The sequence below is a fragment of the Thermosyntropha lipolytica DSM 11003 genome (assembly GCF_900129805.1).
Taxonomy (GTDB): Bacteria; Bacillota; Syntrophomonadia; order Syntrophomonadales; family Syntrophomonadaceae; genus Thermosyntropha; species Thermosyntropha lipolytica.
In genome coordinates this window covers 25,562-46,233 of sequence record NZ_FQWY01000009.1, presented here as the reverse complement: position 1 = coordinate 46,233, position 20,672 = coordinate 25,562, and the positions used below count along the sequence as shown (strand labels likewise).

General features: G+C 41.6%; 15 protein-coding genes and 1 riboswitch. Of the genes, 8 read left to right on the top strand and 7 right to left on the bottom strand.

What is annotated here, in order from left to right:
* The 5 genes from BUB92_RS03875 to BUB92_RS03855 all read right to left on the bottom strand — a co-directional run bounded on the left by BUB92_RS03875 (nt 1) and on the right by BUB92_RS03855 (nt 5,511).
* Entirely contained in the window at nt 1-1,104 is a 1,104-nt protein-coding gene (locus BUB92_RS03875) for an ABC transporter substrate-binding protein (RefSeq protein WP_073090335.1), read from the bottom strand.
* A gap of 108 nt (nt 1,105-1,212) precedes the next feature.
* Nucleotides 1,213-2,061, bottom strand: a complete 849-nt coding sequence (locus BUB92_RS03870; protein ID WP_073090332.1) for an alkaline phosphatase family protein — start codon at nt 2,059-2,061, stop codon at nt 1,213-1,215.
* A 364-nt stretch (nt 2,062-2,425) separates the two neighbouring features.
* Nucleotides 2,426-3,373: a DUF5692 family protein gene (locus tag BUB92_RS03865; protein ID WP_073090329.1), complete on the bottom strand. Its 948-nt coding sequence runs from the start codon at nt 3,371-3,373 to the stop codon at nt 2,426-2,428.
* 111 nt (nt 3,374-3,484) lie between these two features.
* Nucleotides 3,485-4,792 (bottom strand): sensor histidine kinase, encoded by a 1,308-nt coding sequence (locus tag BUB92_RS03860; RefSeq protein WP_073090326.1) that lies wholly within the window; start codon nt 4,790-4,792, stop codon nt 3,485-3,487.
* A 20-nt stretch (nt 4,793-4,812) separates the two neighbouring features.
* On the bottom strand, nt 4,813-5,511 hold the full coding sequence (locus tag BUB92_RS03855; protein ID WP_073090323.1) for a response regulator transcription factor: 699 nt from the start codon (nt 5,509-5,511) through the stop codon (nt 4,813-4,815).
* Nucleotides 5,512-5,693: 182 nt separating this feature from the next.
* A riboswitch (cobalamin riboswitch) is annotated at nt 5,694-5,906 on the top strand.
* 180 nt (nt 5,907-6,086) lie between these two features.
* On the opposite strand from BUB92_RS03855, the gene metE reads away from it, so the two are divergent.
* From metE to BUB92_RS03830, 5 genes are all read left to right on the top strand, one after another.
* Entirely contained in the window at nt 6,087-8,345 is a 2,259-nt protein-coding gene (gene metE, locus BUB92_RS03850) for a 5-methyltetrahydropteroyltriglutamate--homocysteine S-methyltransferase (protein ID WP_073090320.1), read from the top strand.
* 247 nt (nt 8,346-8,592) lie between these two features.
* On the top strand, nt 8,593-9,066 hold the full coding sequence (locus tag BUB92_RS03845) for a YbaK/EbsC family protein (protein WP_073090316.1): 474 nt from the start codon (nt 8,593-8,595) through the stop codon (nt 9,064-9,066).
* Between the two features lie 136 nt (nt 9,067-9,202).
* Nucleotides 9,203-9,544, top strand: a complete 342-nt coding sequence (locus BUB92_RS03840; RefSeq protein WP_073090313.1) for a hypothetical protein — start codon at nt 9,203-9,205, stop codon at nt 9,542-9,544.
* Between the two features lie 24 nt (nt 9,545-9,568).
* Nucleotides 9,569-11,287, top strand: a complete 1,719-nt coding sequence (locus BUB92_RS03835) for an AMP-binding protein (RefSeq protein WP_073090310.1) — start codon at nt 9,569-9,571, stop codon at nt 11,285-11,287.
* 18 nt (nt 11,288-11,305) lie between these two features.
* Nucleotides 11,306-12,427, top strand: a complete 1,122-nt coding sequence (locus BUB92_RS03830; protein WP_073090307.1) for an alpha/beta fold hydrolase — start codon at nt 11,306-11,308, stop codon at nt 12,425-12,427.
* Between the two features lie 73 nt (nt 12,428-12,500).
* Here BUB92_RS03830 and nhaA read toward each other — a convergent pair whose 3' ends face one another.
* Both nhaA and BUB92_RS03820 read right to left on the bottom strand, forming a co-directional pair.
* Nucleotides 12,501-13,862 (bottom strand): Na+/H+ antiporter NhaA, encoded by a 1,362-nt coding sequence (nhaA, locus tag BUB92_RS03825; protein WP_073090304.1) that lies wholly within the window; start codon nt 13,860-13,862, stop codon nt 12,501-12,503.
* A 75-nt stretch (nt 13,863-13,937) separates the two neighbouring features.
* Nucleotides 13,938-14,717: an epoxyqueuosine reductase gene (locus BUB92_RS03820; protein ID WP_073090301.1), complete on the bottom strand. Its 780-nt coding sequence runs from the start codon at nt 14,715-14,717 to the stop codon at nt 13,938-13,940.
* Between the two features lie 206 nt (nt 14,718-14,923).
* Between BUB92_RS03820 and BUB92_RS03815 the strand changes: the two genes are divergently transcribed.
* From BUB92_RS03815 to BUB92_RS03805, 3 genes are all read left to right on the top strand, one after another.
* Nucleotides 14,924-16,996, top strand: coding sequence for a methyl-accepting chemotaxis protein (locus tag BUB92_RS03815; protein WP_159432303.1), 2,073 nt, complete (start codon nt 14,924-14,926; stop codon nt 16,994-16,996).
* 214 nt (nt 16,997-17,210) lie between these two features.
* The gene (locus tag BUB92_RS03810; protein WP_073090277.1) at nt 17,211-18,146 is read left to right on the top strand and encodes an alpha/beta hydrolase; all 936 of its coding nucleotides are present in this window, start codon (nt 17,211-17,213) and stop codon (nt 18,144-18,146) included.
* 105 nt (nt 18,147-18,251) lie between these two features.
* Entirely contained in the window at nt 18,252-20,591 is a 2,340-nt protein-coding gene (locus BUB92_RS03805; RefSeq protein ID WP_073090274.1) for a sensor domain-containing diguanylate cyclase/phosphohydrolase, read from the top strand.
* The last annotated feature ends 81 nt before the right edge of the window (nt 20,592-20,672 follow it).

Below are 20,672 nucleotides of genomic sequence, written 5' to 3'. Positions count from 1 at the left end.
CTAGCGCAGATGGGATAAAACTTTTTCCTGCCAGAGAGCAGGCAGGTTTTTGGCACTTTCTTCCCAGGCTTTAAAATCGCGAATGGGGCGAGCATTTTTGTACTGTTCAGGAGGCAGAAGCTTTGCTTTAACCTCGGGTGGAAGTTCGACTTTTTCCCGGATCGGACGGGCATATCCTTTAGCCAGGTTTATCTGCCCCTTATCGCTTAAGATAAATTCCCGGGCCAGTTTGGCAGCATTAGGATGAGGAGCATATTTATTTATGATGGTGGCATAACCGCTCACTATACTGCCATCCTGGGGGATTACGACTTCAAACTGCTGGGGGTCGATCTGGTCGCGATAGCCTAAAGCGTTAAAATCCCAGAGAAGAGCGATGGGAATTTCCCCTTTTTCTATGTTGGTAAAACTCAGATCTGCTTTTAGCAGCTGTCCTTTCTTTGCCAGCTGGGTAAAATATTCGATTCCCGGCAGGATATTTTTTTCATCACCGCCGTTAGCAATAGCAGCAGCCAGCACGGCATGTTGTGCCTGAGAAGCTTTCATGACATCGCCCACGGCTACTTTGTAATTGCTGTTTAAGAGTTCGGCAAAGCTTTGGGGAGGATTATCTACCAGTTTTTTATTAATAAGGAAAGCCATGGTTCCCTGATAGCCGACTATCCAGTGTCCTTCTTTGTCCTTAGCCCAGTCGGGAATTTCATCCCAGTAGGAGGTTTTATAGGGCTGGGTTACTCCTTTGGCTACGGCTACAGGAGCAAATGCTATACCTACATCGCCGATATCAGCAGTAGGGTTATTTTTTTCTGCTTCAAATTTAGCAATTTCTTCCGCACTTGACATGTCGGTATCTGTATGTTTAAGACCATATAGTTCTTCAATATCACGCCAGGTTTCGCCCCAGTTGGCCCAGTTGTCAGGCATGCCTACACTGGCAATCATACCTTCTTTTTGCGCCTGTTTGATGATTTCTTCCAGGCTGGCTGGTTCTTTGCCGGCATCGGCAGTCGAAGAGTCGGCGGGACTTTTTTTACAGCCGGCAACAGGTAAGGTTAGAAGAAACAAAACAAGGGAAATTAACAGGATTTTTTTCGGTTTTTTCATTTCGGTACCTCCTAAAAAATAGTTATTTTTATTTACTGCCATTTTAGTCGGTGAAGTTTAAATAGATGTAAAAATCTGTATAGCAGTAAGTAAAAAAATGGCTAAAAATTAGCGGGCTTTTTTGAAAGCTACAATTTTTTCTTCCTGCCAGCCAGGCCAGGTTTTAAAGGGAAGAGGCATAACATTTTCCAGTTGCATCATTCTGGCAGCCAGAGGAGCTATTGCTGTCTGGGGAATTTCATGGCGGTAGTATCCTGCCTCAATAAGAGGAGTGATGGTGAAAAGAGGAACCTGTCTTTCTTTTAAGGTATTTCCCCCATGCATACCTTTTTCATCCATGCCGTGATCGGAAGTTATAATTATGTGATAACCTTCCCTGCACCAGACGGGAATCAGGCTGGCCAGGAGGCTATCTACAAACATTACTTCCTGCTGGTACTCTTTGGAATCGCCGCCGTAAAGGTGGCCTTTAAAATCGATGCTCATGGGATGGATGAGAAGAAGATGGGGATCATACTTCTTTCTTAGACTTTCCGCATCAGCAAACAGATGGGTACAGGGATAACTGTCTTCAAAATAAAAGCGGCCAAACTGGATGGGGTTTTCTTCATTTTCCTGTTCCCGTTCGGTTAATGGGTTGAAAGGAGCCCGGTTGTAAAGCTCACTTATCCAGGAATAAGCGGCAGCAGCAGTACGCAGGTTTTTTTCCCGGGCCAGGTGAAAAAGGCTGGGCACCGGTGAAGGTTTTAGATAAGTGTTGGTGGTTATTTCATGGATGGAAGAATTAGTTCCGCTGAAAAGGGTGGCATAACCGGGACGGGATAAGGTAGGCAGTTCAGCTTTTACAAGATAGAGGGCAGCTTTATCTGCTTCGATCAGGTGGTTAAGAAACCCCATGGAAGATAAAGCAACATCATAACGCAATCCATCTAAGAGTATAAAAATAAGCCGGGACATAGATTTTCCTCCTTCACTTAATTAAGATTTTTGGTACCTGATTGTATTCTAGAGCGTGTTTTTAAAATTACTTTTAAAATATCTGCAGTTGCAGGTAAAAACTTTTTTAAATAAGGAAAACTTTTTACAGGAAGTATTTGCTTGCTTGAAGAAAGGCATACCTCGCCAGGGTATTTTTAAGCGGTTATGATTTTTATCTGGACCAAGTTATTATGATGGAGTAGTAATGGGATGCGGAACTTATAATACAACTGCAGGCAGGGATAGAGAGAAGAAAACCAAAATAAATATCCCCCGGAGAACGAGGGAGAGGTTTTCCGGGGGATGGGGGGATGGACAAGAATATTTTTTGTAAGCCGTATCATTAGGCCACAGCCGGTTGGGGGATGCGGTCTAGTTCCTTTAATTCTCTGTAAGAACCAAGATCGGTGTGTACTTCTTCGCCCTTGAGAATATTTTTCTTGTATTTGAAGACTTTGTAGTAATGATATACAAATACAGCTATATTCGAAGCCAGAGACAATCCACTTACCACCATCAGGGCAGCAGGATCATGGGAAGATTTTACCGCAAATATTGAGGTATCAACAAAAGCCGGGAAAGTCATTACAAACATCATCCATATACCCAGGGTGTGAGCCCTGTGCTGCAGCCAGGCACCCTTGCCGCCGCTTAAGAAGGCAGGTATAGTACAGGAAAGCAGCAGAGCAGCTCCGGCATAGAAAGAATGATCAGGTACACAGTTATAAACATAGGCAAAGTTCCAGAGGTCATAAGCAATTATCCAGAACCAGAGCTGATCAGGCCATATCATATCCCGGCGCTTGCGGTTTTGGGATATATAAATACCAGCCCATCCGGAAATAGTTATAATATTTAAGATACCGGCAATCCCATTCATGATATTCCAGGGACCACCTATAATTAACATGCCGTCCACAAAACCGTTAAAGCTGAAACATTGAAAATCACGGATAACAGCTTCCAGGATATTAATAGAAAGAATAGCAGGGGGGAACATAAGGAAATATTTGTTTTGTGCAGCTCCTTTTACATAGCGTAGTGCTAGAAAACCCAGACATCCTGCCAGCGAGGAGTAGACTTTGGCCCAGTGAAACCAGGTGCCGACACTGCTGCCGGGGACTGCCGTTTTTGTCCATACGGCAAAAGTTAGTATCAAGGGGACTACAAAGAAGAGCAGAATACCGGTCCAGAGATTAGCCCGGCCAAATTCATTGAGCAGCATAAGGCCGCACAGTACAGCAATAAACATGAGGATTTGATACCAGGTAAGCGGTTCCCATAAAAACATAAGCTTTTTCCCTCCTTAAATAAAAAATAGAAGCAGATGATTTATCTGCCCCTATATTAAAAATCTATTTTTACAACCAGGTTAATTTTTTTTAACAATTTTGTAATAAATTTAACCCTGAACAGAAGAAAAAGCCTGGGGAAGGGAAAAATAAAAGCATACTCCCTTGGAGGTGTTTTTTACTCCATAATGGCTTTTATGGAGGTTAAGTATATTTTGGGTGATGGCAAGTCCTAAGCCGGTGCCTCTGTATTCTTTGCTGTGTGATTTATCAGTTCGGTAAAAAGGTAGCCATACTTTTTGCAGGTCTTTCTCTGCAAGATGTGATCCTTCATTTTCAATAGCCCAGAGAATATGTTTTTCTTCTTCTTGGATGTGAATAGTTATTTTTTGGCCGGGAGGAGTATTTTGAAGGGCATTGGTTATAAAATTAGTAAGGCATATTTCGATTTTTGAGTAATCACCGATTACCCGGGGATATGCTGTTTGGTTTATAATCTGGCACTGCAGGTTTTTCTCTTCTATCCAGCTTTGCCAACGCTGAATTATTTTCGCCGTGAGCTGATAAATATCAAATTCCTGTTTAGTTATTTCGGCATAGCCGTTTTCCAGTCTTGATAGATCAAGCATGTCATTTACCAGTTTACCCATGTAGGAGGTTTCATTGATTATGGTGTTCAGGTATTGTTCCTGTTTATTAGGTTTTAAGCCGTCTCTTAGAGCTTCAGCATAACTCTGTATAATACCGAGAGGGGATTTTAACTCATGGGAGGCAGCGGCGATAAAATCTTTGAGTATTTGTTCAAGTTTTTTTTCTTTTTCGATATCTTCCTGCAGACGATCATTGGTGTATTTAAGTTCGCTGGCTAGATGCAAAAGCTGCCGCATTGTGTAGGTTCCCATGCTTCCAGCCATTCCTGCCCAGGTATAGTTGAGATAGCGGATAAATTGTTCGGCTGCTGATCCCCCAGTAGGTATGGACTGAGGAAAAAATAAGGAAAACACATAATCACCGGCAATACAGAGAAAGGTAGCATATATAACCAGACGGTAATCGAAATAGAAAATAGAAAGTATTATGGTTAGATAAAGTATGGTATGTACTTCTAATGCCGCATAGGCGGCAGTGCGGAACATCATGAAAATAGAAAATATTGAGGTTATGACCAGCCACTTGCTGGCATTATGTTTACCGTAAACCTTGAGAATAGAACGTAAAAAAAGCAGAATCAGGGCGCTTGCGGTAACGACTTTTACTATATTGGTCAGGGAAAGATTAGGAGTAGTAAGGCCGCTGATTTTCATCAGGATAGTAACCGGAACGATCACGGCTAGCAGGAAAGAAACAAGCTTAAGTATAAAAAAGTTGTGATGCTGGGTGTTGTCTTCCAGCAGATGCGATATAAGACTATTATTCATGTTTTGTTCCTCCTTTAAGATTAAGGTTTTCTTTCCTTAAGGCTTATAGAGCTGAACTTATAACCGAATCCACGTACAGTTTGTATGAGATCGGCAAAAGAGCCTAATTTTTCACGAAGCCGGTTAATGTGAGTATCTACCGTACGGACATTACCGTAATAAGAACATCCCCATACGCCAGCTAGCAGTTGTTCGCGTGATAAGACTATTTCGGCATTGTTTATCAGGTAAAGCAGAAGTTCATATTCTTTAGGAGAAAGATAGATTTCTTCACCGTTTAAAAATACCTGGTGGGACAGACGGTCTATTTTGATAGGACCTACTTGCAGAAATCCGGTAGAAGAAAGATTTTTGTCGTGTACTCGTTTAAATAATGCTTTTATTCTGGCTACCAGCTCACGGGGGCTGAAAGGCTTGGTTACATAATCGTCAGCTCCCAGTTCAAAACCAAGCAGGCGGTCTTCTTCCTGGGAGCGTGCGGTCAATATTATAATAGGTATATCCGAAAAACTTCTGATTTTACGGCATACACTCCAGCCGTCCAGCCGGGGAAGCATTATATCCAGGATTATCAGATCAGGATTTTCGATTTTCATAAGGGTAAGGACATTTTCCCCGTTATCTGTTTCCAAAGCCGTAAATCCTTCTGCTTCCAGATAATCAGCTATTATTTCGCGCATTTTAGCATCATCTTCTACTAACAGGATCTTTTTTTTCATTTTGCCTCCACCTTTATTTCAGTTTGTAAATAATTTTAAATTTTTTGCCCTTCCTTGAAAAGAGAACAGTAATTTGCTTGCGAAATATGGCAGATTTTCTCCCCTATCTGCATGTTGACATCGATTAATATAATCATTAACATTATTGACATAAAAATTTAAAAAATAAATATTTTTTCAGGTTCTTTGCCTAGTGAGCAGGTGCTGCTTTTTAGCGGCTTAATAGGGAAAGCGGTGCAAATCCGCTGCAGCCCCCGCTACTGTAAGCACTGACCTTTCTTGGTATGTATGCCACTGGAAGATGGGGTTCTGGAAAGAGGGCTTATCTTCTGGGAAGGCTTAAAGAAAAGGGATGACGTGTAAGCCAGGAGACCTGCCTGCTTGGGATGCTGTGACTTTCTTCGGTGGGAAGTTAAAGTCATGGTGGTAAAGGCATTAATATTTTGTTGCCTTTTTGACTTATAATTTGTAGTTAATATATTAAGGCAAAAAGCCTTTACTGCCTGACAGTTTGAATTTTTTCCGGCAGTAAAGGCTTTTTAAATTTGATAAAAAAGATTAAGGGGGTTTTATCTGTGAAGTCAGTAGTAGGTTTTCCACGTATTGGTCCTCAGCGGGAACTTAAAAACTATGTGGAAGGATATCTGGAGGGGAAGGTAAAAAAGGAAGAATTAGAAAAGGCGGCTAGGGACTTAAGAAAATATCACTGGTTGTTGCAGAAGGAATATGGAATAGATCTTATACCCTCGAATGATTTTTCCTTTTATGATCATTTTTTAGATCATGCAGTAATGCTGGGAGCAGTACCTGCAGCGTATAGAATATTAGAGGACGAGATTGACTGCTATCTAGCTTTGGCCAAAGGTTATCAGCGGGATGGTATTGATCTGAAGGCTCTGCCGATGAAAAAATGGTTTTTTACAAATTATCACTACCTCGTTCCTACCTTAACCGCCGATACAGAATTTAAGTTATCTTCAGATAAGCCTTTTACTGAGTTTAAGGAAGCTTGGCATGAAGGCATAAAAACTAAACCGGTGCTACTGGGAGCATTAACTTTTTTAAAGCTGGCACGCAAAACAGGGGTTGATATTTATAATAAGCATTTCTGGGAAAAAATGCTTGAGGTGTATATAGAGATTTTATGCCATTTTAATACAGCAGGTGCAGATTTTGTGCAAATAGATGAGCCGGTGCTGGTTATGGATTTAGAAGAAAGAGATCGCAGGTTTTTAAAGGAATTTTATGGAGCACTTTTGAAAAACAAAGGCAAAACCAGGGTTATACTGCAGACTTATTTTGGAGACATAAGGGATGTTTATCAGGAGATAGTCTCTCTTGATTTTGATGCTTTAGGCCTTGATTTAGTAGATGGAAAGCTAAATTTGGAATTGATAAGCCAATATGGTTTCCCGGAAGACAAGCTGTTGCTGGCAGGAATAGTAAATGGGCGTAATGTATTTCGCAATAATTATCAAACCAGCATAGATATTTTGCAGAAATTAGCCCACTATGTTGACAAGGGAAGAATAGTGCTTTCTACTTCTTGTTCGTTATTGTTGGTTCCTTATTCACTGAAGTATGAAAATGAATTAGATGAAAAAGTTGTACCGTATTTAGCCTTTGCGGAAGAAAAACTACAAGAATTGTCGGAAATAGAAGAAATTTTCCTTTCTGGAGATTTCTCAAAACATTCTTTTTATTTAAAAAATGCGGAGCTTTGGAATCTTGTCGCTACTGATCAGAGTGGGGAAAAAGAAAAAGAGGAAGAAAATGAATATATAAGGGTTCCTGCATGGGAAGAGAGAATAAAAGTACAAAAAGAGGCTTTACAGCTTCCATTCTTGCCTACTACCACAATTGGCTCTTTTCCCCAGACACCTGATGTGAGGGCAATGCGGGGACGCTTTAAGAGGGGGGAAGTTACAAAAGAAGAATATGAAAGTTTTATAAAGGCCAAGATAGAAAGAGTTATAAAATTCCAGGAAGAAATAGGCCTGGATGTCCTGGTACATGGCGAATATGAACGCAATGATATGGTGGAATTTTTTGGCGAAAACCTGGAAGGCTTTGTAATTACGAAAAATGGATGGGTACAGTCTTATGGCACGAGATGTGTAAAACCCCCGATTATATTTTACGATATTAAGCGCAAGAAGAAATTAACAGTTGATTATATTAAGTATGCCCAGAGTTTAACTTCTAAGCCGGTAAAAGGTATTTTGACTGGTCCGGTTACAATTTTGAACTGGTCTTTTGTGCGCGAAGATATGCCTCCAGACCGGGTAGCTATGCAACTGGCGCAGGTTATAAAGGAAGAAGTTTTGGATCTGGAAAAAGAAGGGATAAAGATTATTCAGATTGATGAAGCAGCTTTGCTGGAAAAATTACCTTTAAGGAAAAGTGAACATAAAACATATTTTGACTGGGCAATAAAGGCTTTCAAAGCAGTTTGTGCCGGAGTAAAGCCACAAACCCAGATCCATACCCATATGTGTTATAGCAATTTTGACGATTATCTGGATGAAATTGCCCGCATGGATGTGGATGTTATTACCTTTGAAGCTGCCAAATCCGATTTTACACTTCTGGATGGTATACGGGAAAGTTCTCTGCAGGCAGAGGTGGGACCGGGTATTTTTGATGTTCATTCTCCCCGCATAGTACCGGTAGAAGAAATGGAGAAATTGATAACCAGGATGCTGGAAAAAATAGAGAAAGATAGACTGTGGATAAATCCGGATTGTGGTCTCAAAACACGCAAAGAAGAAGAGGTATTTCCTACTCTTAAAAATATGGTGGTGGCGGCAAGGGAAATAAGAAAGAAGTTTTAAACGGCCAAAGGGGTATAGTATTCCTCTATGCCCCTTTGGTTTTGTGTTAAAATTAAATAAATTAAAACTAAAGTGAGGTTGAAAATCATGAAACAAATATCTGATTCAACACATATTACCAGTGATGATTTGCAAAATGTCGCTTTACATCTGAGCTAGGCCATCCACATATAAAGCAAATGGTATTTTAGTGGACATATTGCTTTTTTAAATAAAATAGACATAATTTCTGGTAAGGAGGAAAAACATGGCTATTCAGCAGGTGCGGGAATATTTCAGAAAATGGGGACGGGAAAATGATATAATGGAATTTCCGGTTTCCAGTGCTACGGTAGAGCTGGCAGCCAGAGCATTAGGAGTTGAACCGGCACGGATTGCCAAAACCCTGGCTTTGCGGAATAACGGGGAAGGGGCCTTGCTTATAGTAACTGCGGGTGATGTTAAGATAGATGCGAAGAAGTTTAAAAGTGAATTTGGATTTAAACCTAGAATGCTTAATGAAAAAGAAACTCTTTTTTATACCGGACATCCGGTGGGAGGAGTGTGTCCTTTTGCTCTAGCGCAGGAGATTCCCGTTTATCTGGACATATCGCTTAAAAGGTTTGCTACTGTTTTTCCCGCCTGCGGTAGCAGTAATTCAGCTATCGAACTTACACCCGATGAACTGGCGGAATATGCCAGGTGCCAGGGATGGGTAGATGTCGCTAAGGCGCAAATTTGATAATTTTTCTCCTGGGGCATAAAATATTTTTATATATTAACTACTTTAAATTAATACATATTAGTGTTATCATAAATATCACAAAATAAAATATTTTACAAAATTTAGAACAATTTATAAGGAGGAGGCTGATTTCATGATGATGTGGGATCGTGAAAAGATGGAAAACATGTGGGCAGCAGGTATGAAAATGAGCGAAAGTTACTGGAGTATGTGGAAATCAATGATGGAAAATATGAACCTGTGGCAGGAAAAAGGACAGGAGATGTTGAATACTTATATGGCAAATAGTAAAGAAGTATGGGGAGAACAGGCTAAATGGCTGGATGCCTTTATCATGCAGGCCAGCAAAAGCCAGCAGCAGATGCAGACGATTATGAAGGAAGCCTGGATGGTAGCTATGGAAAATATGAATAATCCCCAGTATAATCCCTGGATGATGTGGAGCAAATTTTTAAACAGCGATAAACAGGCTTAAATCAATTTTGGGTGGATGATGATAATGGAGCTAAAAGATAGGCAGTATCAAGAGTATGCAGGTTTTTTGCGGGGTAATGTAGATTTTACCATCGGCAAAAAACTCGAAAAGGTAGCAGCACAAAAACCAGATTATCCGGCTTTTATTTACCAGGACAAACAGGTTAGCTATCAGGAATTCCATATAAGAGCGAACCGGTTTGCCTGGTTTTTTGTTTCTGAAGGGATAAGAAAGGGTGATGTGGTGGCCCTCTGGCTTAATAATTCCCCGGACTATCTGGCTATGGTCATAGGCTTGAGCCGGATAGGGGCGATTGCTGCCCTTATCAGCACAGAACTCAAGGGAGAAAAACTGGCCGAGGATATTAATCTAAGTGAAGCGCGCTTGCTCATCGTAGAAGACGGATTTAAAGAAAAACTGGAAGAGGCTAAAGATTTTCTGCGTCTTCGCTATCCCGGTAAAATACTTTTCTATTCCGAAGTATTAAACCTTCTTCCCGAACAGACAGAAAATCCCTCCTGCAGTGAAGTTAAGAATTTTGAACCTTTTGTCTATCTCTATACCGCAGGGGGGGTAAGCAGCCGCAAGGTAGTTCCCCTTAACCATTACCGCTGGCTCCTAACCGGAGAGACGGTAAGGATTTATGCCGATTTAACCCCGGAGGAAATAGGATATACCTGCATACCTTTCTGGCTGAACAGCGGTTTTAGCGGAGCTTTTGCTGCTATGCTGGCCAGTGAAAGCACGCTGGTTCTAGCACCCGGGTTTTCCGCCACGGCTTTTTGGGATAATATATGTAAGTACAATACTTCCTATTTTTTAGGGACAGGACAGATGTTTCGCTATCTCTGGGCGGTAGAGCCAGGTGAAGCCGAGAAAAAACACGGGGTAAAAAAGGTCTTGAGCAATGGGATGCCGGCAGATCTTTTTACCCCTTTTAAAGAAAGGTTTAATATCCCCCGCATAGTGGAAATCTACGGCACAACCGAAAATGTGGGTATCCTGGTTAATATAGACGAGATACCAGGCATGTGCGGATGCTTGTATCTGGGAGGAGAAAAGCAGGCTGAGGTTGTGAGATATAATGAAGAAACGGATGATTTTGCCCGAGATGAAGAAGGTAGGCTTATTAGATGCAGTGCCGGGGAAGCTGGCATTTTGCTGTTAAAGGTGGACGAATATGAAAATTTTGAAGGGTATATAAATAATTTTGAAGAAACCGAGTACCGGCTGCTAAAAAATATATGGGAAAACGGTGATCTATATTTTAATACCCGGGATCTGGTCAGATTACATGCCAATGACTATATCGAATTTGTAAAAAGGCTGGATGAGATTTACAGATGGAGAGGGAAGACAGTTTCGGCTTACCGGGTAAGGGATGTAATACGTAAGTTTTTCGGACCAGTTGATGATGCCTATGTGGTAGGCGTGCCGGTCCGCGGCTATGAAGGAAGAGCAGGCCTGGCTGTAGTAAAGCTTCTGGCAGGAGAAAAGCTGAACTGGGATAAGTTTACCGAATATCTTAAAAAGAGGCTTTCGCGAGCGGAAATGCCGGTTTTCATACGCTTGACCACGACAGGCAAGCGGCTTAAGGACAACCGAAATAGATATATAGAAGAAGGCTTTGATCCTTCCCGGACAAAGGAGGAGTTATTTGTATACGATCAGGAAAAAGAAGCCTATGTGCATCTTGATGAGCAGATTTACCAGGATATTTTATGCCATAAATTCTGGATATAGTTAAGAAGGGGGGATAATATGTTGGGGCCGGCGGTAGATGAAAAAATGCTGAAAGCGAGCATGAACCTCTTTTTTATGCCCTGGGCCATGTGGTGGGATAAATACCAGAAGCTGGAAAGATATTACCAAATTCTATCCAGCCTTAAAAATCCGCAAAACGAATGGTGTACTCCCAATAACATAATATATGAACATCAGACTCTACGCTTAAGACATTTTCCTAATCCCGAAGAGACAACAGCTAGAAGGCCTATTCTCATCCTGCCACCTCAGGCAGGACATAGTTCTCATCTGGCTGATTATTCTCCGGCTCAGAGCCTGGTGAGAGTATTTCACCGCTATGGCTATGATGTATATGTTACCGAATGGTTGTCAGCAACCCCTGAATATAAAGATCTAGGGATAGCTGATTATATAAGGCTTACTGATGAGGCAGTAGAAGAGATCAGGAGGAGAACAGATATTTATAAAATTCACATTATAGGCCAGTGTCAGGGAGGATGGCAGGCGGCTATTTATACCTCCCTTTACCAGGAAAAAATAGCTACTCTGGTTATATCAGCTTCTCCCATCGATGTCAAAGCAGCTCCAGCTGAGATAATAGAGTATGCCCAGCTGCCGCTGGAGTTTTTTGAATATCTGGTGGCCAGGGGTAATGGCCTTATGGACGGAAGATATATACTGATGGGTTTTAAAAGTTTACAGGCCGATGAGCATTATGTGCGCAAATATAAAAGGCTCTGGGATATGATTGAAAAGGGAGATGAAGATGGCATAAAACGTTTTATTCGCTTTGAAAACTGGTATGAATATACCCAGTTCTTGCCGGGTAAGTTTTACCTTGATGCCATAAGGAATATATTTAAAGATAACAATCTGACTAAACCGGGGGTATGGAAGCTGGATGGCAGGGCGATAGATCTGGGTAACATAACCTGTCCAGTCATAATAATGGCCGGGAAGAAAGACCATATAACCCCGCCCCCGCAGGCTTTTGCCTTACGCAAATATGTGAGCACTCCGGAGGAGAATATAATCGAAATACTTACCGAAGGGGGCCACATTGGCACCCTTATGGGTACAGAGTCTCTGCGGGAAGACTGGACCCGGGTGGCAGAAGTGATGAAACTGGTGATATAAATTATGATGTTAATAAAAAAAGGCTGTTTCCTTCTTTAAAGAAGGAACAGCCTTTTTGCGTGCCCTGGTTTAATTAATGATTACCGGTGTTTTCCATGAGACATACTTTCTCATCGGTACATTCTTTGTCTGTAGTGAGAGAAAGTGTAATTATACCAATAATGGCTGATAGCAAAGATGCGCTTAAAATCCCGATTTTGGCTTCTTCAATATATACCGGATTTACAAAAGCCAGATTAGTGATAAAAAGTGACATGGTAAAACCTATACCAGCCAGGCAGCTTACTCCGTATATATGCTTGAAAGTTATACCAGATGGGAGAAAAGCTATTCCGGCTTTTACACCTAGATAGGAAAATAGTGTAATACCCAGCTGCTTGCCTACTACCAGTCCTAGAATTATACCCAGAGTTATGGGGTTTAAAAAGTCTATATTTGCTTCTGAACTGGTAAAGTTTACACCTGCATTAGCCAGTGCGAAAACAGGAATTATAAAATATGATGCTACAGGCTGCAGGGCATGTTCCAGTCTTTGCAGAGGAGTATTGATTTTATTTAAAAGATATTTCAGTTCTTCAATAGTACGATACTGGTTTTCATCTGTACACATAATCTGAAATTCTTTTTCTGGAAACTGTTCTAAAAGATAATAAGTTTCATTTTTAAATTCTTCAGCCCCAATTTTGGCCCGGGAAGGAATGGTAAAGGCCATTAGGACACCGGCAATGGTGGCATGTACTCCTGATTGCAGGAAAGCAAGCCACAGGAATAATCCCAGTAGTGCATAAGGCCAGGTTCTTCTTACTCCCATAGCATTTAAGACTAATGATATTCCTAAAAATACGAAGGCAGTAATAAGACTGGCTGTACTTATCTGTTCTGTATAGAAAATTGCAATTACCAGTATAGCTCCTAAGTCGTCAACAACCGCCAGGGCTAGGAGAAATACTTTCAGGGCCAAGGGCACCCGATTGCCAAGCAGCATAAGGGCTCCCAAAGCGAAGGCGATATCAGTAGCCATAGGTATTCCCCAGCCGCTTATGCTGTCGGTTCCGGCATTTAAGATAATGTAAAAAATGGCAGGAACTACCATTCCTCCCAGGGCAGCCAGCATAGGCAGGCTTGCCTTTTTGAAGCTGGAAAGTTCGCCTACCATGAATTCTCGTTTAATTTCCAGTCCTATTACGAAGAAGAAAATCACCATAAGGCCGTCATTAATCCAGTGCCCTAAAGTGTCAGATAGGACAAAATTGCCAATTTGAAAACTTACTTCTGTTTTCCATAAGGCAAAATAGCTGGCTGCATATGCTGAGTTGGCCCAGATTAAAGCGGTTATGGTAGCGAGGAGGAGTAATCCGCTACTTAAAAGCTTGGCATCCAAAAACTTACGGATAGGCTGTAAGAGATAGAGGTCAAACGGAGTTTGTTTTTTCATAGCAACTTCCTTCCTTCGTTAGTATTTTTATAATCTTTCTACATTTTAGCACATCTTAATAAATTTATTAAATAATTAGTTTTTTATAGTGCTTTGAGCAGGATTTATATGAGAACAGGGAACTCCGCTTATACATTTGCCGCATACATCAGCAAAACCGAGCCGGGAATGGAATTCTGCATTTTTTAGCAGATATTCATAACACTTAAAGCGATCAAAACCTTCAATAGTCAGAGCATTGACCGGGCATCTTTCCACACATTTCATGCAGCTGCCGTTAAGGTAGTAAAGGCAGTAGCTGGGGGCAGGTTTGGTTTCAATAGCAAGTGGAACATTAGTAACTATGCTTCCTAACCTTCCACTGCATCCTGCTTCGGTTATGAGCAGGCGGTGCAGTCCTAGGCTTCCCAGTCCTGCTAACTGAGCTATATGCCGGTGCGACCAGTTGCTGATAAGTTTTTTTTCGTCAAAATTATGGGTAGCCGGCAGGTTGCTGCAGGTATAACCGTAATAAGATAATTTTTCATGCAGATAATGGTTGATTTCTCCTATAAGCTTATTTGTTTGTATATAGGCATAAGCCCATTCTCTAGAGCTTAATTTGCCATTTTTATTACTTGCGGTTATGCTGTGGTTAAAAGGTATGAAATATACTATTAATGACCTGGCATCAGGCAGCAGATCTTCAGGCATGAGGTGAGAAGGGCTTACGGTTTGTTTCAGGGTTTTAAACCTTTCATCATCAGCTGGCATAAAAGCGACAAGTGGTTTTTGCCAGATATTGAGGGGGAGCGAATGGCCCTTAGCATATTGGGCAATGTATTCTTCTATCCAGCTTTGCATCAGTTCTTGCATGATGAAATAACCGGCCTCCTTTCAAGCTCATGTTTTAATTGTAGCAGATCAGGGGTATTTTCAATTTATAAAAAAATTATGATAAAGTTCTACAAAATAATGAATAATATGTTATAATTATATATTATTTGCAAAAAATTCTATGATCTTGTAATTTTCAAGCAAAGCACATATTTCTTAGCCAGGAAGAAAGGAGCAGGATGGGGATGGGGAAAATGAGTAGAAGAACTACTTTGCGCCGCCGTTTTTTGCTGGCGGTATTGCCGTTAGTTTTAGCGATTTTTATTGCCCAGGTGGTTTTAAGTACAGTAAATTTCACCAGTGCTCTAGAGAGCAAAACCAGAGAGGCTTTGCAGCTGCAGGCGGAAAATGAAGCTAGAAGACTGGAAGGCCAGTTTGAGGAAGCAGCTTTGGTAGCCAAGGTTTTGGCTGATAATCTGGAAGTAGCTTCGAATTATGATGTTAAGGGTTTTGAAGCCTTGATGAAAGAATACATAAAGGAAAATGAAAATATAATCGGCACGGGATACTGGCTGGAGCCTTATATGTATAGCCCGGAATACAAGTATTATGGGCCTTATGTTTATCGTGAAGGTGAAAATATAAAGCTTACCTGGGATTACAGCAATGAAGAGTATGATTATTTCCAGTATGACTGGTATAAATTAGGTTTTACCGGTGGAAAAGAGGTGAAATGGACAGAGCCTTATCTGGATGAAGTCAGCGGGGTGGTTATGATAACCAGCACTAAACCTGTTATAAAGGAAGGGAAAATAATAGGGGTTACTACCTGTGATTTAGGGCTGCCCGGCCTTACCGATTATATGAAGGCCATAAAGGTGGGGCAGACCGGATATGCTTTTTTACTCAGCCGGGATGGATATTATCTGGGATACAGGGATGAAGGAAAGAATTTTAAATTGAAGATGGAAAATGAAGAAGATGAAAGAACTGCGGTTTTGGGAAGAGAACTTACCAGGGCAAATGGTGCTGTTGTATTGAAAGGCTTTTTGGAAGGAAAAGAAGTGCTGGTGTCTGCTGCTCCGGTAGGCAACAGCGGGATTAAAATGGTACTGGTAATTCCAACTAAAGAGGTCTATGCTACCAAAACCCGGGTTTTGACTTTGGTGGCTGTATCTCTGGTTGCTGCTCTTATGCTTTTGGGATGGCTCTTATGGTTTATGATAACCCGTTATATAGCCAAACCGCTTAAGGAAGTAACTGATTATGCTGATTTAATGGCACAGGGGGATTTTACCGGGACGCTTTCTTCTCGATATGCTGAACAGGGTGATGAAATAGGCAGGCTGGTTTTAAGTTTTGGCAGATTAAGAGATAATGTTCATCTGGTAGTCAAAAATATAAATAATATATCGGAAGCTCTAAGCCGGTTCAGTTTAAAGGTAGCTGATATGGCTCAGGACATAGCTGCTTCTATGCAGGAAAATACAGCTTCTATTGAGCAGATTGCTTCAGGTATGGAAGAAATTGCTTCAGCTGCGGAAGAGATAAATGCTTCCGGGCAGGAAATAAAAGGCACCCTGCTGCTGATAAATGAAGAGGCGGCAAAGACTAATCAGAACATTAAAGATATAGAAAAGCGTGCCTATGAAGTAGAAGAAGGGGCTAACTCTTCATGTCGGACGGCAGTCCAGATGTACAACCAGATTAAGGAGGCTCTGGAAAAAGCTATTACAGATGCCCGAATAGTAAATGAAATAAGTGCTATGGCCCAGAATATTGCCGGTATTGCTCAGCAAACCAATCTTCTGGCACTTAATGCGGCTATTGAAGCGGCAAGGGCCGGTGAGCAGGGAAAAGGCTTTGCGGTGGTGGCCGATGAGGTGCGAAAGCTGGCAGAAAATTCAGCTACGGAAGTAGAGAATATTCAGAGGATAACGCTTCAGGTGGGAGAAGCCATCGACAGGCTTATTTATGACAGTCAGCAGATGCTTCAGTTTATAAACAGCCAGGTGATACCTGATTATGAACTTATGGTAGATATAGGGAAAAAATACCGGGAAGACAGTCAAAATATTGGCGAGCTTACTTACAGGATAACCAGCAGTCTGGAAAAGGTTATGCAGGCGATGGGAGATATAGTTGATGCTATGGAAAATACTGCAGCCAGTGTAGAGGAAGTCAGTGCCAGTTCACAGGATATTTCCAGAGCCAGCGAAGGATCAGCCAGCAAAGCTGTGTCTCTGGCGGAAATAGCGGATAAATTAAAAGAGAGTGCGGAAAAATTAGAAGAGATGATGCAGAGTTTTAGGCTTTAAAATAAGCATAAACATATAGCCAAGAGAGGGAAACCTCTCTTTTTTTTGGTATTCAAATCATATATTGGAAAAGAGATGGCAAGGGACAACCTTGCCATTTATAGGTATATAAGTTAAAATTCTTTGTATTAATGGGACATTTTTATTTTTCGACTGGTATTTTGTGGTATAAATAAATTATGAAAAAGTAAAAAATAGATAAGGGGGAAAGCTGATGGACAGTTTTTATGAAGGGTTTTACATAGAAGGAGCACAAGGGGAGAAAATCTATCTGCACAGCTGGGCAAAAGTTAGCAGCCCAAGAGGGGTGGTGCAGATTTTTCACGGCATGGCCGAACATGGCAAAAGATATGAAAGATTGGCCAGGTATCTTAATGAGCAGGGGCTGGTTGTTTTTGCTGATGATCACCGGGGGCATGGCAGGACAGCCGGCAGCCTTGAGAATCTGGGGTATATAGGGGAGGATGGCTTCAATTTAATTGTGGAAGATGAATATAAAATAAGCTGTTGGCTGCGCGAAAAATATCCGGGGGTGCCCCTCTTTATAATCGCCCACAGTTTTGGTTCTTTTATAGCCCAGGAATACATAATACGGTATGGCAAAGAAATAGAAGGGGTAATTTTATGCGGCTCGGCGGCGATGGATACGATAAAAGCGAAGGCAGGATATATAGTAGCCTCCCTGGTTAAAATGATAAAGGGGGAAAAGCATAAGAGCCCCTTTTTAGACTACCTCAGTTTTGGTTCTTTTAACCGGAAAATAAAAGACAGCAGGAGCAAATTTGCCTGGCTTAGTACCGATGACGAAGAAGTAAAAAAATATGAAGAAGATCCCTTTTGCGGCACTCTTTTTACTGCAGGTTTTTTTTACTACCTGGCCCGGGCTTTTTTGCATCTTTACAAGCAGGAGAGGTTAAATAATATTCCTGCTGATCTGCCTATATTAATAATAGCCGGCAGCGATGATCCGGTGGGAGAATATGGAAAACTGGTGCAAAAACTCTATTATATGTATAAGAATATAGGCTGCAATGATGTGGATATAAAGCTTTATCCCGGCAAAAGGCATGAGCTTTTTAATGAAAAGGGCCGTGAAGAAATATATAAGGATGTTAATGCCTGGCTGCAGAAGAAAATAAACAGGTATTAAAAAATATTATACTGCTAAAAAAATACAAACTATACAAAAAATCTCCATAATATGCTAAAATGAACTGGAAAATGGAAATTACGAAGATCAAAGGTGGTTGACAAGGTGAAGGAAGATCTCTGCCGGGAAGTAATCGAAAAAGCTCCTTTTGGCTATGCCCTGCATAAAATATGCCTGGATGAGGAAGGCAGAGCCGATGACTTTGTCTATCTGGATGTTAATCCGGCTTTTGAAAGGATAATCGGCCTTTCCCGGGAGTCGGTGCTTAATCGGCGGGTAACCCAGGTTTTACCCGGAATTAAAGAAGACAGTTTTGACTGGATAAGCATCTATGGCCGTATAGCCCGGGAGGGAGGAGAAGAGGAGTTTAGCCGCTATTATAAGCCTCTTGATCGCTGGCTTCGCATAAAAGCTTTTTCTCCTGCTCCAGGGTTTTTGGTAACCCTTTTTGTCGATATAAATGAAGAAATGGCGATGATAAATGAGCTGGCAAGACAAAAAGAAGAGATTGAAAGCTTAAACAGCCAGCTTAAACTCATTTTTGAAAGCACGCAGGATGCCCTGTTTCTGGCCAAATATGAAAGAGGAAATTTTTATTATCTGCATTCTAACCCTACCCACCAGAGGCTTACTGGCTACCGGCTGGAAGATATTAAGGGCAAAACCCCAGAAGAGGTGCTGGGAGAAGAACTAGCCAGTAAGGTTAAAAAAGGCTATATGCAGTGTATCGAAAAGAAGGCTCCAGTAACCTATGAGGAAACTTTGCTTTTGCCGGGAGGAGAGAAGACCTGGCAGGTTTCCTTAACCCCGGTTTGTCATGAAGGAGAAGTCTGTTATATTATAGGTTCACGTCAGGATATTACCCTGCAGAAAAAACAGGAGGATAAGCTGCAAAAAAAGCTTACTTACGAAAGGATTGCAAGTACCATTTCCAGGCTGGCTCTTAAGGAGCAGGATAAAGATACTTTTGTAAATCAGGCTTTACGGATAATAGGGGAAGGGGCAGGGGTCAGCCGGGTTTATCTTTTTGAAGAAGATCCAGGGAAAAATACGGTAAGCAATACTTATGAATGGACAGCTCCTGGGGTGGAATCACAGCAGGAAAAGCTGCAGGAACTTAAAATAGATCTTTTTGATTGGTGGATGGAAAGGATCTATAACAGGGAAGTTATAAGTTTTAGGTCAGTAGAGGAGATACCTGATGAGTTTACCCGGCTTTTTCTCAAGGAACAAATGATAAAGTCGATTCTGGTTTTGCCTGTATCAGCGGAAAAAGGGGAAGTAAGCTTTATTGGTTTTGATGAATGCCTGCAGGAGAGGATATGGGACGAAGATGAGGTTATTCTTCTCAGCATAGTAGCCGATATTTTCAACCAGTATCTGAAGCTGCGCCGCTATGAAGAAGAAATGGTTTATAAAAGCTATCATGATGCTTTAACTGGACTCTATAACCGGAGGTTTGTGGAGGACAGGATAAAGGACCTGGATATACCGGAAAATCTTCCTCTAGCTGTTCTTGTTCTGGATGTGAATGGCCTTAAAGTAGTAAATGATGCCTTAGGTCATGCCGCTGGTGATAAGATGCTTAAAGCAGCATCTGAAGTGATCAAAAAAAGCTGCCGCCGTCATGATGTCGTTGTGCGCTGGGGTGGAGATGAGTTTTTAGTGTTTCTTCCCCTGACGACGGCGGAAAAGGCTGAAGAAATAGTGGAAAGAATAAGCCGTAACTGTGAAAAGGTTAAAGATTTGCCGGTTAAGATAAGTTTGGCGGCTGGTTTTGCGGTTAAAACCCGGAAGATACAAAAAATCGACAAGGTTTTGCGCGAAGCCGAAGAGTGGATGTACCGCAATAAATTGTTAAAGGAAAAAAGCAGCCGGCGGGCGATTATCGATACTTTGCTTTCTACCTTGATGGAAAAAAGCGCTGAGACCAGGGAACATGCTGAACGCATGCGGGACTGGGGGATAAAGATAGCCAAACACCTTAGGCTTTCTGCGCGCGAGCTGGATGAGATTTCCCTTCTGGCCCTGCTGCATGATATAGGCAAAGTTGGTGTTAAAGAGGAAATCCTTAAAAAACCGGCTCCTCTTACTGAAGATGAATGGCGGGAGATGCGCAGGCACCCGGAGATTGGTTGCCGCATAGCGCAAAATACGGCGGAGCTGCTCTCAGTAGCTGATTATATACTGGCTCATCATGAACGCTGGGATGGCAAAGGCTATCCCAAAGGGCTAAAAGGGGAGGAGATTCCGCTTTTAGCCCGCATAATTGCCGTGGTCGATGCCTATGATGCCATGACCAGCGACCGTCCTTATCGTAAGGCTTTGACACATGAAGAAGCCCTGGAAGAAATAAGAAGGAATGCCGGAACCCAGTTTGATCCGCGAATAGTGGAAATTTTTATAGATATAATTGAAAAGGAAAAAAATGAAGATACAAAGTAGTAGCTGCATTAAATAGAATAAATAGTGCGGAATCCCTGCTGTTTTCCTGAATAGGATAGGGCAGGGATTTTTGTTTAGACG